15 protein-coding genes are annotated in these 12,935 nt (G+C 66.2%); 3 read left to right on the forward strand and 12 right to left on the reverse strand.

The window, feature by feature from the left end; translation table 11 throughout:
* Window positions 1-42 precede the first annotated feature (42 nt).
* The 7 genes from ACE026_RS18945 to ACE026_RS18975 all read right to left on the reverse strand — a co-directional run bounded on the left by ACE026_RS18945 (window position 43) and on the right by ACE026_RS18975 (window position 5,061).
* A complete protein-coding gene (locus ACE026_RS18945; RefSeq protein ID WP_486040379.1) occupies window positions 43-669 on the reverse strand; it encodes a hypothetical protein in 627 nt (208 codons plus the stop codon).
* Entirely contained in the window at window positions 644-940 is a 297-nt protein-coding gene (locus tag ACE026_RS18950; RefSeq protein ID WP_486040381.1) for a hypothetical protein, read from the reverse strand. Before ACE026_RS18950 ends, ACE026_RS18945 begins: the two co-directional genes overlap by 26 nt.
* Window positions 941-1,039: 99 nt before the next feature.
* A complete protein-coding gene (locus tag ACE026_RS18955; protein ID WP_486040382.1) occupies window positions 1,040-2,230 on the reverse strand; it encodes a methyl-accepting chemotaxis protein in 1,191 nt (396 codons plus the stop codon).
* A 156-nt stretch (window positions 2,231-2,386) separates the two neighbouring features.
* Window positions 2,387-3,001 carry a high frequency lysogenization protein HflD gene (hflD, locus tag ACE026_RS18960; RefSeq protein ID WP_481467337.1) on the reverse strand — a complete coding sequence of 205 codons (615 nt, stop codon included), beginning with the start codon at window positions 2,999-3,001 and terminating at the stop codon, window positions 2,387-2,389.
* A complete protein-coding gene (gene mnmA, locus ACE026_RS18965) occupies window positions 2,998-4,137 on the reverse strand; it encodes a tRNA 2-thiouridine(34) synthase MnmA (protein WP_478049519.1) in 1,140 nt (379 codons plus the stop codon). The genes hflD and mnmA overlap by 4 nt, the downstream gene beginning before the upstream one ends.
* A complete protein-coding gene (locus ACE026_RS18970) occupies window positions 4,134-4,595 on the reverse strand; it encodes an NUDIX hydrolase (RefSeq protein WP_486040383.1) in 462 nt (153 codons plus the stop codon). The genes mnmA and ACE026_RS18970 overlap by 4 nt, the downstream gene beginning before the upstream one ends.
* 1 nt (window position 4,596) lies before the next feature.
* On the reverse strand, window positions 4,597-5,061 hold the full coding sequence (locus tag ACE026_RS18975; RefSeq protein WP_313212302.1) for a type III secretion system chaperone family protein: 465 nt from the start codon (window positions 5,059-5,061) through the stop codon (window positions 4,597-4,599).
* A gap of 94 nt (window positions 5,062-5,155) precedes the next feature.
* On the opposite strand from ACE026_RS18975, the gene clpS reads away from it, so the two are divergent.
* Window positions 5,156-5,488 carry an ATP-dependent Clp protease adapter ClpS gene (clpS, locus tag ACE026_RS18980; protein WP_121036775.1) on the forward strand — a complete coding sequence of 111 codons (333 nt, stop codon included), beginning with the start codon at window positions 5,156-5,158 and terminating at the stop codon, window positions 5,486-5,488.
* A 373-nt stretch (window positions 5,489-5,861) separates the two neighbouring features.
* Window positions 5,862-8,141, forward strand: a complete 2,280-nt coding sequence (gene clpA / locus ACE026_RS18985) for an ATP-dependent Clp protease ATP-binding subunit ClpA (RefSeq protein WP_265307902.1) — start codon at window positions 5,862-5,864, stop codon at window positions 8,139-8,141.
* Between the two features lie 78 nt (window positions 8,142-8,219).
* Here clpA and ACE026_RS18990 read toward each other — a convergent pair whose 3' ends face one another.
* The 4 genes from ACE026_RS18990 to ACE026_RS19005 form a co-directional block, all read right to left on the reverse strand.
* Window positions 8,220-8,600, reverse strand: coding sequence for a hypothetical protein (locus ACE026_RS18990; RefSeq protein WP_486040385.1), 381 nt, complete (start codon window positions 8,598-8,600; stop codon window positions 8,220-8,222).
* Between the two features lie 202 nt (window positions 8,601-8,802).
* Window positions 8,803-9,021, reverse strand: coding sequence for a translation initiation factor IF-1 (infA, locus tag ACE026_RS18995; RefSeq protein WP_005409596.1), 219 nt, complete (start codon window positions 9,019-9,021; stop codon window positions 8,803-8,805).
* 86 nt (window positions 9,022-9,107) lie between these two features.
* On the reverse strand, window positions 9,108-9,857 hold the full coding sequence (gene aat, locus ACE026_RS19000; protein WP_486040386.1) for a leucyl/phenylalanyl-tRNA--protein transferase: 750 nt from the start codon (window positions 9,855-9,857) through the stop codon (window positions 9,108-9,110).
* Complete coding sequence (locus tag ACE026_RS19005; protein ID WP_486040421.1) at window positions 9,854-10,981, reverse strand: GNAT family N-acetyltransferase; 1,128 nt, start codon at window positions 10,979-10,981, stop codon at window positions 9,854-9,856. Before ACE026_RS19005 ends, aat begins: the two co-directional genes overlap by 4 nt.
* A 187-nt stretch (window positions 10,982-11,168) precedes the next feature.
* Here ACE026_RS19005 and ACE026_RS19010 point away from each other — a divergent pair, with 187 nt between their 5' ends.
* On the forward strand, window positions 11,169-11,663 hold the full coding sequence (locus ACE026_RS19010; RefSeq protein ID WP_486040387.1) for a hypothetical protein: 495 nt from the start codon (window positions 11,169-11,171) through the stop codon (window positions 11,661-11,663).
* A gap of 136 nt (window positions 11,664-11,799) precedes the next feature.
* Here the strand turns inward: ACE026_RS19010 and trxB are convergent, their stop codons facing one another.
* Window positions 11,800-12,762, reverse strand: coding sequence for a thioredoxin-disulfide reductase (gene trxB / locus ACE026_RS19015; protein ID WP_102788476.1), 963 nt, complete (start codon window positions 12,760-12,762; stop codon window positions 11,800-11,802).
* Window positions 12,763-12,935: the final 173 nt, after the last annotated feature.

Raw genomic sequence — 12,935 nt, forward strand, 5'->3', positions numbered from 1 at the left:
CGTGCGCCCTGTCTACGCAACCCGTCGTAAATCACCCGCGCACTATCGACCGGCAGCGTCATCGAGCGTTGCCCGGTGGCGTATCGCCTTCAACATTTCATACTTGCCGCTGAAGTTCCTGGCGAAATACTCCGTTGCCCGTGCCGAGAGCTTGCCTTCCTCGAACGCCCAGCCAAGAAGGTATTCCTGTTGATGTCGGCTCAGCTGCAGGTGTGGCGGGATCAGGTGCTCTGCAGCGAGCTGCCCGGGCACTGCGGATGCGATCATCCAGCCAGCGCGAAGGCGGGCAGGGTAGTCGATCCACTGGTCGACAGAGCCGATCCTGCCGAGGATCTCCGGGTCATCCAGGATCATCAGAATGGTGGTGCGCGGCGTCAACGGATGCTCGCACAGGCGCTGCATGAGGTGCGCACGCTGGGTTACGTCGTGGATTTCTTCGATCATGCGCAGGATGTCATCCGGCGATTCGAGCGGCATCAGAGTCATGAGGTCGTCCATATGCAGGACGCGGAATGATGGCGGGGACGCCTGTCCATGTCGATCCGGGTTGACGGAAATGGCAGCAGTGGCCTTGGCAGACGTCTGCGCAGTATCCGTTCGGACCTCCGTGCCGTTGAAGGTGGCGCATTGCCACCGGCCGCGTTCAGCCCGCAGCAGCATCCAGATCATCACCGCTCAAGCCCAGATCCCAGGCCAGGCCGGCGAGGGCAGGGTCGATGGCGGGTGACAGTGCGGCAATGGCGGGCGAGGGGCGCTTGGCCAGCTGCGCCAGCTCCTGCTGGGCAAGCTGCTCCAGCCGGGCGATCAGGGCGCGGCCCTGCAGTGGCGCTGCCGCAGCGGCAGGTTCGGCAGCGAGAGTGACGGCGTCACTGCCCGGCACCGCCGGCTCCAGCTCGGCGGGGACAACAGATGCAACGGACAGCATGGACGCGTTCAACATCAGGTAATCATCTGCAGCCAAGACGGGTAGTGCAAGCACAACGGCCCCGGGGTAAACCGGGGCCGCAGGGTGTGCCGGGAGGGGCACGGTACCGCTGGATCAGAACAGTTCGACCGCGCCGGCGGCCATGCTCTGCTGGGCGACCGCCTTGTGCGGCGGGCGCTCCCACTCGGTGCGCATGTCGCGCAGGCGGGTGCCGGTGCGCTGCAGGGCGGTCACGACTTCTTCGTCGAACACGCCGCCACTGCGGTGCAGCAGTTCCTGCAGGGCCACCGCTTCGCGGTTGATCGCGGTCAGGCGATCCAAGTGGGTGTGCACGCCGCCCAGGGCCTGGGTGGCAATGTCCTCGAACTGCAGGGCACGCACGGCTTCGGCGACGCTGCTGTCGATGGCGCGGCCGCACTCGGAGATCTCGCGCATGCCGTCACCCAGCGAGGCGTTGATCTGGGCCACGTTGTCCAGCATCTGCGCCGCTTCATGGCGCGCTTCGCGGGAGCGGTCCATATCGCGCGAAGCCATGTGCGAGACGGTCTCGCGCACCTTTGCGATGGCATCCTTGGAGCTGTGCGCCAGCTTGCGGATCTGCTCGTTGAAGGTGGTCGAGCGCTCGGACAGGTTGCGGACTTCGTCGGCGACCACCGCGAAACCGCGGCCGGCTTCACCGGCGCGGGCCGCTTCGATGGCCGCGTTCAGGGCCAGCAGGTTGGTCTGGTCGGCAATCGACTTGACGTCTTCCAGCAGCGCGAAGATGCCATCCAGGTGCTGCGCCATCTGGTCGATGTGCTGCACGGTGTTGCTGCTCTGGCCGCTGACCTGCTCCAGCGCCTCGACCAGCTGCTCCATGCGGTGGCTGGCATGCTGGGCGAAACGGGCCACGTCGACGCCGGCACCACCTTCGTCACCGGCGCGGTCGACGATGCGGGCCAGGGCCTGGCTCTGCTGGCGCGACTTGCGGTTCATGGCATCGAAGCTGCTGCCCAGGCCACCGACCGCATGACGGATCAGATCGCGGGCACGTTCGACTTCGCCACGCGAGCCCTCGATTTCGTTGCCGACAAACGAGCGCAGGTCGGTCAGCAACTGGTCCTGCTCGCGCAGGATGCGGGCCTGCTCAGGCGAACGCTGCGTCTGGGCGCGGGCGCTCCACCAGGCAAACCCGAGCCAGCTGAGCGTCATCGTGCTCAGGATCGCCCAACGCAGGGCGGCTGGCCACTCGAAGCCGATGGCAAAGGGAAGCAGAAGGGTCAGGACCAGGGGGGCGGCCAGACGGATGAAGAGGCGTGAGTACATGGACGTTCTCGGGGAGGTGCACGGATGCTGTATCGGCCGTACCCCGGTTTGCTTTAGCCGTCCGCATGATTTTTCCGCCCGTCGAGAGGCACTTGCCTCGATCCAAGGGGCATAACGCTGGGCCGCCGATCCCGTCGGCGGCCCCTCCACGGCAGCTCAGCGCAGCTGGCGCGCGACCGCTTCGAGCATCGTTTTGCGGGAGAACAGGAAGTCCCAGTACTGGCCGCCGGTCTGGCGCCACAGCACCGCCGAGCGGACCGCCGCCAGCAGCAGGGCGCGGATCTCGGCGACCACGCCGGCCTGGCCGAGGTAGTGCGGATTGCCCTGGACCATCACGCGCGGCTTGAGGTTGCTGATGGTGTCTGCGTACAGGCCGCCCAGCGCGGCGAGCACGTCCGGATGGGCGCTGTCGCCCAGCTCGGTGGCCTGGGCCTGGGCGCGCTCGATGCCGGTACTGACCTTGGCCACGATCTCGTGCTCGCGCACGAAGCGCCGCTCCAGCTGCAGGACCGACAGCGCCAGCCGCGGCAGGTGCTCGTCCTGGCCCTGGCTGCTCAGGTAGTTGTGCAGCAGGCGCAGCCCGGGGGCGACATTGCTGGCACTGCCGTAGATCTCCTGCGGAGTGGCAGCGTCAATGCGGAACACGCTGTCCACCGCGGTACGGACCACGGCGGCTTCGGAGTGGCCGGTTTCGGCGATGCGGCGCACCTGCTGCAGGGCCTGGGCGATGCCGGCCAGAGCAAGAACACGGTCGTCGACGGAAAAACTCATGCAGCAGATACCTCGAAAGGAGAAGGGGTGGCGCGAAGGCGTTGTTCCAGTGGCGCATCGGTGGCGGCGATGACGGCGCCGCCGAGGCAGACCTCATCGTCATACAACACCAGCGATTGACCGGGGGTGACGGCACGCTGCGGGCGGGCGAAGCGCACCTCCAGGGTGCCGTCGTCGCGCACCGTGACGGTGCATGGCTCGTCAGGTTGACGGTAGCGGGTCTGGGCGGTGCACTCGAACCGGCGCGCGGGCGGGGCGCCGGCGATCCAGTGGGCGGCCTCGGAGTGCAGCCGGGTGGACTGCAGCCACGGGCTCTCGCGGTCCTGGTCCACGTAGAGCACGTTGCTGGCGACATCTTTGCCGACCACGTACCACGGCGCCGCCGGCCGGCCTCGCACGCCGCCGATGTTCAGGCCCTCGCGCTGGCCGAGCGTGAAATAGAACACGCCGGGATGTTCGGCGATCAGGGCGCCATCAGGATCGCGGATCTCGCCCGTCTTCGCCGGCAGATAGCGGCCGAGGAACTCGCGGAAGTCGCGTTCGCCGATGAAGCAGATCCCGGTGGAATCCTTCTTGGCGTGGGTGGGCAGGCGCGCGTCGCGGGCGATCCGGCGCAGGTCGTTCTTCTGCAGATCGCCGATCGGGAACAGCGTGGCGGCCAGCTGTTGCTGGCCCAGCTGGTGCAGGAAGTAGCTCTGATCCTTGCTGCGGTCGGCACCACGCAGCAGTGCCCAGCGGCCGCCGACCTGCGCGATGCGGGCGTAATGCCCGGTCGCGATGCGCTCGGCGCCGAGCTCACGCGCGGCATCGAGGAAATGCTTGAACTTCACTTCGCGATTGCACAGCACGTCCGGATTGGGGGTGCGGCCGGCGGCGTATTCGGCCAGGAAGTGCTCGAACACCCCTTGCCAGTATTCGCTGGAGAAATCGCGAAAGTGGAACGGGATGCCGAGCAGGCCGCAGACGGCCACGGCATCGCGGCGGTCATCTTCGGCGCGGCAATCGCCGCTGCCGTCATCGGCCCAGTTCTGCATGAACAGCCCGGCCACCGGCTCGCCCTGCTGGACCAGCCGCCAGGCCGCGACGGAGGAGTCCACGCCGCCGGAGACGCCGACCATGATGCGCGGGGTGCTCATGCAGCCTCCTTGACGATGCAGAGCGGGTGGCGCTGGCCCGCCAGGTAATCGGCGACCACCTGCCAGACCAGCGGGCTGCGCAGGCGGCCGGGATCGGCCTTCAGCTCGGCCGGGGTCAGCCAGAGCGCGCGCAGGATGCCGTCGTCCAGCGGCCGGTCGGCATCGTGCGACACTGGTTCGGCCGCGTAGGCAAATCGCAGGAACGGCGTGCCATCCGGGGCGGTCCACTGGTAGGTGCCGATGAAGGCGCTCAGGCGCACCGTCCAGCCGGTCTCTTCCAGCGTTTCGCTCACCGCGGCCGCCGCCAGCGATTCGTCCGGCTCCAGGTGCCCAGCGGGCTGGTTCAGCACCTGGCGCCCGTCGATCGCCTCCTCGACCAGCAACAGACGCCCGTCACGCACCACCACGGTGGCCACGGTGACATGGGGCGTCCAGCGCGGTTCCTGCACGGCATTCACCTCAGTATTCGTCCTGCTCGGTCAGTTCGAGCTCCATCGCATCGGCGGTGCGGATGGCCGCATCGATGGCGTCGCTGAGCTGTTCCGGGGTGGCGGTGGCATCGACCTTGACCACGAACATCGCCAGCTGATCCTGCTTCACCCAGGCACCCATCTTGGCATCCTGCGAGTCTTCGAGCAGGCGGTTGGCCACGGCAGCGGGGAACTGCTTGCCCGGCGAATTGTAGGCCGGCGACCAGATCTCACGGATCTTGTGCTTGCCGAATTCCTCGACGGTGGAGCGCACGAAGGCCAGCTGGCTGCGGCCATCATCCATGTCGAAGACCATCTTGTAGTCGCCGTCTTCGTCCACCTCGTAGGTGTACTTCAGCGTGTCCAGGGCACGCCCGACCGCCTTGTCCGGCTCGGCCGCATGGGCGCCGGTGGCAGTCACGGCCAGCAGCAGTGCGGCAGCAATCCTTTTCATGAAATCCCTGTGAAGGTCTGGTTGGAGAGTGCAGATTGTGAAGGGCGGCAGGGGGCAACGTCCAATCCGGGGGCTGGAGCCCTATAATGTGGGGATGCCCCGCGAGACTTCCCACGAAACTCATCACGACCATGGCGTGCTGCTTGAGCCTGCACGCCCTGAGGTCGCGCCGCCGCCGATGTACCAGGTGATGCTGTTGAACGACGACTACACCCCGATGGATTTCGTGGTGACGGTCCTGCAGCATTTCTTCTCGATGGATCTGGACCAGGCCACCCAGGTGATGCTCCACGTGCATACCCGCGGTCGGGGCGTGTGCGGGGTATTCACCCGCGAGGTCGCCGAATCCAAGGTCGCCCAGGTCAACGAGTTCTCGCGCATGAACCAGCATCCGCTGTTGTGCACGATGGAAAAGGCCAGCGGCTGACGTTCTGGCGGGCCTCCACTGCGTGTGCCCGCGATCCGCACTGTTCCACCCACAATGACATCCGGTCCTCAGCGGCCGGCGTGTCCCTGCGCCGGGCCTGCTGCGAAGCCCGCTCTGGCGGTCCGGCCATGGCGCGCGCAACGCCCTTCTCCGCGCCACCGGCTGTCGCTGCACCACCCTTGGCTGGCCGTGACATTGCCATCACGGCCAAGCTGCCATTTCGTGGCCGGAAGATCGTGCATGATGGAGGCTCGTCGAATGGAGGGGCGCGATCAGGCAAGTGCTAACGCCGTCTGAACGCACTGATCCGCTAGGGTGATGGAAATCGTGAAGGTTGGCCGCATATTGTTCCTAACTGCCGCCGGAGTTAATCATGTTCAGTAAAGACCTCGAACACACCATCGGACAGTGCTACAAGCGCGCCCGTGAGGCCCGGCATGAATTCATGACGGTGGAACACCTGCTGCTGGCACTGCTCGACAACCCGTCCGCCCAAGCCGTCCTCAAGGCCTGCGGCGCGGATGCCGATCGCCTGCGCCAGGAACTGGAACAGGCCATCGAGGCCTCGGTCTCGCGCCTGGCCGAAGATGATGGGCGCGACACACAGCCGACGCTGGGCTTCCAGCGCGTGCTGCAGCGCGCGGTCTACCACGTGCAGTCCTCGGGCAAGAAGGAGGTCACCGGCGCCAACGTGCTGGTCGCGATCTTCGGCGAGAAGGACTCGCACGCCGTGTACTACCTCAACCAGCAGGATGTGACACGGCTGGATATCGTCAACTACCTCTCCCATGGCATCGCCAAGCTGGGCGAGGAGGGCGAGGTGCCGCCTGCCGCCGATGGCGAAGGGCGTGCGGAGGGGGCCGAGGGCGAAGGCAAGGGCGATGCCCTGGCCGAGTTCGCCAGCAACCTCAACGATCAGGCCCGCAACGGCAAGATCGACCCGCTGGTCGGCCGCGCCGATGAGATCGAGCGCACCATCCAGGTCCTGTGCCGCCGTCGCAAGAACAACCCGCTCTACGTGGGTGAGGCCGGCGTGGGCAAGACCGCCATCGCTGAAGGCCTGGCCAAGCGCATCGTGGAAGGCTCGGTGCCGGACGTGCTCGCCGATGCGGTGATCTACTCGCTGGACCTGGGCGCGCTGGTGGCCGGGACCAAGTACCGCGGCGATTTCGAAAAGCGCCTGAAGGGCGTGCTCACCGCAATGAAGAAGCTGCCCAACGCAGTGCTGTTCATCGATGAGATCCACACCATCATCGGTGCCGGCTCGGCCTCGGGCGGCACCATGGATGCCTCCAACCTGATCAAGCCGGCCCTGGCCTCGGGCGAGCTGCGCTGCATCGGCTCGACCACCTTCCAGGAATACCGCGGCATCTTCGAGAAGGATCGGGCCCTGGCCCGCCGCTTCCAGAAGATCGACATCGTCGAGCCGACCGTGGGCGAAACCTACGAAATCCTGCAGGGCCTCAAGCCCAAGTACGAAGCCCACCACGGCGTGACCTACGCCGATGATGCGCTGCAGGCCGCGGTGGATCTGTCGGTCAAGCACATCAACGACCGCCTGCTGCCGGACAAGGCGATTGATGTGATCGACGAAGCCGGTGCCCGCCAGCGCCTGCTGCCGGACGGTGAGCGCAAGGAGCTGATCGACATCGAGGAGATCGAGACCATCGTCGCCAAGATGGCCCGCATCCCGGCCAAGCAGGTCAGCGCGACCGATAAGGACGTGCTCCAGCACCTGGAGCGCAACCTGAAGATGGTGATCTTCGGCCAGGACCCGGCCATCGAGACGCTGTCCTCGGCGATCAAACTGGCCCGCTCGGGCCTGGCCAATCCTGAAAAGCCGATCGGCAACTTCCTGTTCTCCGGCCCGACCGGCGTGGGCAAGACCGAGGTGACCAAGCAGCTCGCGCTGCAGCTGGGCATCGAGCTGGTCCGCTTCGACATGAGCGAGTACATGGAGTCGCATTCGATCAGCCGCCTGATCGGCGCCCCTCCGGGCTATGTCGGCTTCGACCAGGGCGGCCTGCTGACCGAGAAGATCGTCAAGACCCCGCACTGCGTGCTGCTGCTGGACGAGGTGGAAAAAGCCCACCCGGACATCTTCAACATCCTGCTGCAGGTCATGGACCGCGGTGTGCTGACCGACACCAACGGCCGTGAGGCGAACTTCAAGAACGTGGTGCTGGTGATGACCACCAATGCCGGCGCGGCCCAGGCCTCGCGGCGTTCGATCGGCTTCACCCGCCAGGACCATGCCACCGACGCGATGGAAGTCATCCGCAAGAGTTTCACGCCGGAGTTCCGCAACCGTCTGGATGCGATCGTGCAGTTCCAGGCGCTGGGCTTCGAGCACATCCTGCGCGTGGTGGACAAATTCCTGATCGAGCTGGAAATGCTGCTGCAGGAAAAGCACGTCAGCCTGTCGGCCACCCCGACTGCGCGCGACTGGCTGGCCCACCATGGCTTCGATCCGCTGATGGGTGCCCGCCCGATGGCGCGCGTGATCCAGGACAAGATCAAGCGTCCGCTGGCCGACGAGCTGCTGTTCGGCAAGCTGGTCAACGGTGGCAAAGTCAGCATCGACGTCCGCGACGACCAGCTGTTTGTCGAGACCGAGGCCGAGCCGGAGCGTCTGCTGCCGGCCACGGTGTAACGCCGGCCTCGACCGCGGTGATGAAATCGAAAAAGCCCCCGCAAGGGGGCTTTTTCCATGCGCGGGCCAGCCGCTTGCTCAACGGCGCATGCGTGCCTTGCGGGCGAATTCTTCGGCGCTCAGGGGCTCCACCGCAGCCACGGCGCAGCTCTGTGAACTGGTCTGGAGCTTGGTCACCCCGGCGCCGCACAGTTGCCCATCCTGGCCAGGGGTGGCGAACGTCAGTTTCGGGGACATCGCGGCGCTGGTGCACGAACGCTCAAAGCGCACGAGGTAATGCTGATCGCCGTTGCGCAGCAGCACATCGCGATCGGCGCGGTTGCGCACCACCTGCTGGTCGGAGGACAGGGTGATGCAGTCGGCGGGTGCGGCGGGCTCGGCGGCCTGGGCCGACGCAGCGGTGGCGACGCAGGGGGCGAGCAGGAGCAGGGAGAGCAGGCGCTTCATGGCGGGGGCCATCGGGCAGGATCCGGATTGGATCGAGGGACAGCGTGGACCGTTGCGCGCCAGGGCGAATCTGCATCAAGGCATCCTGACCGACGTCACGGTGCACTGGGTCAGGGTGTCGCTTGGCAGGGTAAGGCCGCTGCCGGCTGAATGCCGCCCACGCGAAAAGGCCAGCACCTGGCTGGCCTTCTGGCGGGAACAACCCCCGGACCGCTTATTTCATGCGGTAGGTGATGCGACCCTTGGTCAGGTCGTACGGGGTCATTTCGACCTTGACGCGGTCGCCCGTCAGGATGCGGATGTAGTTCTTGCGCATGCGGCCGGAGATGTGGGCGATGATTTCATGCCCATTTTCCAGTCGTACGCGGAAAGTGGTGTTCGGCAGCGTCTCGCTGACGGTGCCTTCGAACTCGATGGAGTCGTCTTTCGACATGTAGTCCTGTGCAGTTCTGTAACCGGCCGAGCTGGCCTGAAGAGCGGGCATTTTACGCGCGTCGGGCGTTTGATGCAAAGTTTTGGTTAAGACCGGTCCGGATCAGCGATTTCGGCGGCGGCCAGCGAGCCGAACAAATCCACCCAATCGCCTGCGGGGGCTGGCTGTTGGACCTGTTCACGGACCAGCGCGAGAAAGCGCTGCCGCGGCCAGTGCTCAGCGCCCATGCGCAGCAGATGGTCATTTTCGACCTGCGCATCGATCAGTGGCCACCCCCAGCTGGCCAGCCGATGGGCCAGCCCGGCCAGGGCGACCTTGGAGCCGCCCGATGCCGCACTGAACATGCTCTCTCCAAAGAACATCTGGCCGATCGCCACCCCGTAGATGCCGCCGACCAAGGCATCGCCATCCAATACCTCCACCGAGTGCGCGAAGCCGAGCCGGTGCAGGTCGACATACGCATCGCGCATGTCACGCGTGATCCAGGTGCCGTCCTGGCCCGGGCGTGGGCTGGCCGCGCAGGCATCGATCACCTGCTCGAAACAGGTGTCTGCCCTTAGCGTCCAGGTGCTCTGCCGGAGCGAGCGGCGAAAGCGGCTGGACAGGTGCACGCCGTCGGTGCGGAACACCATGCGCGGGTCCGGCGACCACCACAGCAGCGGCTGGCCTTCGGAGAACCACGGAAAGATACCGCCGGCATAGGCGTTGAGCAGCCGCACCGGGGAGAGGTCGCCACCGAGCGCCAGCAGGCCGTCGGGATCGCGCAGCGCGGTCTCGGCGGGCGGGAACGGGGAGTCGGGTGCCTCGTCCAGGCGCCAGGGCAGGTGGCGGTTCACGCCGGGTCGGCCTTGAACGGACTGTGCGACGCCAGCACGCGTGCATAGTGGGCGACCTCGGCGCGTTCCTGCGCACACCACGCAATCAGTGCCTCGGCGAAGGCAGGCTCGGCTATCCAGTGCCGGCTGCGCACCCGGTGCGGCAGGAAGCCGCGGGCCAGCTTGTGCTCGCCCTGTGCGCCCGGTTCGAAGCGGGCCAAGCCTTCGCGCAGGCAGTAGGCGATGCCCTGGTAATAGCAGGTCTCGAAGTGCAGGCCGGGCAGGGTGGCGCCGCCCCAGTAGCGCCCATAGAGCGTGTCCGCGCCGCGCAGGCACAGCGCGCCGGCAACCGGCTCGCCATCGAGCAGGGCCAGGAAGATCACCAGCGATCGCGGCATCGTGCGGGCGAGATGCTGCAGGAACGGCAGCGTCAGCGCGGGCGAGTTGCCGTACTCGGCGAAGGTCTGCAGGTAGAAGCCGTGCATGGCGCGCAGGTCGGCCTCGGTCGCCTCATCGCCATGCACGATGCGATACGTGACGCCGCTGCGCGCGAGCTTGGCCCGTTCCTGGCGGATGTTCTTGCGGTGCTTGTGGTCCATCGCGCCAAGGAAGTCGTCGAAGGTCTGCCAGCTTCCGGGGTTATGCCACTGGAACTGGATGTCCTCGCGCAGCAGCCAGTCCGGGCTGAAGGCGGGGTCTTCATCGGCGGGATGGAAGTTGATGTGGGCCGAGGACCAGCCCAGGCGTGCCACTTCGCCCGCCAGCGATGCCAGCAGCGCGCCACGATCCTCCGTGGTGCCGGCCAGTAAGCGTGGGCCGGTCACGGGCGAATACGGCACCGCGCCCAGCCACTTGGGGAAGTAGTCCAGCCCGTGCTGCGCGTAAGCGTGGGCCCAGGCGTGATCGAACACGAACTCACCGTGGGAGTTGTCCTTGAGGTAGCCCGGGATCGCCGCCACCAGGGTGTCCCCGTCCCACAGGGTGAAGTGGCGGGGCCGCCAGCCCCATTCGGGGCGCAGGCAACCGTGCTCTTCAAGGCCGGCGAGGAAGGCATGCGACAGGAAGGGGTTGCGGCCGTCGTGCAGGGCGTCCCAGGCAGCGGCGGGGACATCGGACAGGCGATGCAGGAAACGTGGATCGGGCATGGGCAGAGGATAGAGCAGGTTGACGAAAGGTGCGCTGAGAGAGGTGGTGCCGATGAAGCGATCGAGCGTCATCAATCCTGCGTCTGGCACCTCGCCGATGTTGCGACGACGCTCAAGGTCGGACATCCACAGGTCATCGCAAGCTGGCGGTGCGCTCATCAAGAGTGCATTCAGTAGTGGATTGGCGATGAAGAAGGATCGACTGCGTGGCGGGACGGCGGCCCTGTACCTGCTTGTTGCAGTTTGGGGGCTGGCGATAGCGTCGCCTGTGGGTGCGTCCGCGCCCGGCATGAAGAGTGATCGGGCGCTTGATGCGATGCTGTCAGGACTCGCTCAGCGGTCGGTAGATGCCTTGGCGGCCCAGGGAAAGGCGCCTCCAGGGATTCAAATTGAGGCGAGGATGGACCTGGTGACGCGCATGATCATTGTCGATGTGGTGAGGGGGTATGTGCCTGCCAGCCCAGGTGCGGAGATGGAAGATTTTGAAGGCGGCATTACCAATGACCTATTGGACCTTGCCCGGACGGTGTCGCCTGCATCGGGCGCTCTGTTCCGCTACGGTGGGAAAGACCTTTACCAGCTCTTCCCTGCTGAGCAGCTCGAACCGCCAACGTCGACGCTCCAGCGGGGCTCCCCCGATGCAGTGGCCGTTTCAGTGGGGCCCAGGCAGTGGAATCCTTGAGGACTGCTGCACAGTCCGTGGCACTTAGTGCCACCCGTTCAGCTGAGGCAGCCGTTTAATGATGCGGCTGGTTCTATAAAACAGAAGGGCGGAGACCATGTCTCCGCCCTTGTCACTGCGCGATACAGGCGGCAGATCAGCTCGCCTGGCCCTTGGCATCCAGGTAACGCTCGGCATCCAGCGCGGCCATGCAGCCGAAGCCGGCCGAGGTGATCGCCTGGCGGTAGTGCTGGTCGGCCACGTCGCCGGCGGCGAACACGCCTTCCACCGAGGTCTGGGTGGCGTTGCCGCCCAGGCCCGAGCGGATGTCCAGGTAGCCGTTGTTCATGGTCAGCTGGCCATCGAACAGGCTGGTGTTGGGGTGGTGGCCGATCGCCACAAAGAAGCCATGGGCCTCGATGTCACGAGTGCTGCCGTCCAGCGTGGACTTCACGCGCACGCCGGTCACGCCGGCGTCGTTGCCCAGCACTTCGTCCACCTGGTGGTGCCACACGGTCTCGATCTTGCCGGCGGCGACCTTGGCGAACAGCTTGTCCTGCATGATCTTTTCCGCCTTGAGGGTGTCGCGGCGGTGAACCAGGTAGACCTTGCGGGCGATGTTGGACAGGTACAGGGCCTCTTCCACAGCGGTGTTGCCGCCGCCGACCACGACCACGTCCTGGTCACGGTAGAAGAAGCCGTCGCAGGTGGCGCAGGCGGACACGCCGCGGCCCTTGAAGGCCTCTTCGCTGGGGATGCCCAGGTACTTGGCGGTAGCGCCGGTGGCAATGATCAGGGCGTCGCAGGTGTACTCGGCGCTGTCACCGATCAGTTTGAACGGGCGCTGGGAGACATCGGCGGTGTGGATGTGGTCGAAGATGACCTCGGTCTCGAAGCGCTCGGCGTGCGCCTGCATGCGGGTCATCAGGTCCGGGCCCATCAGGCCGTGTGCATCTCCAGGCCAGTTGTCCACCTCGGTGGTGGTCATCAGCTGGCCGCCCTGCTGCAGGCCGGTGATCACGACGGGCTTGAGGTTGGCGCGCGCGGCGTAGACGGCGGCGGTCCAGCCGGCCGGGCCGGAACCAAGGATCAACAGGCGGGAGTGCTTGGAGTTGCTCATGTAAGCTCGCAATAGAAGGTAGGGCGGGACGCTGGCAGGTGATTGCGCGGCGTCCGAGCGAAGTCATAGAGTGGCGGCAGGGGCGGGGCGATTCAAGGCGCGCAGTGGAACGCGGCGACCCGCGAAGCACGACGCCCATCCCGGTGCCGGAGTTTTGACGCTGACCGTGGCGG

It is taken from the genome of Stenotrophomonas sp. AGC87 (assembly GCF_057333975.1).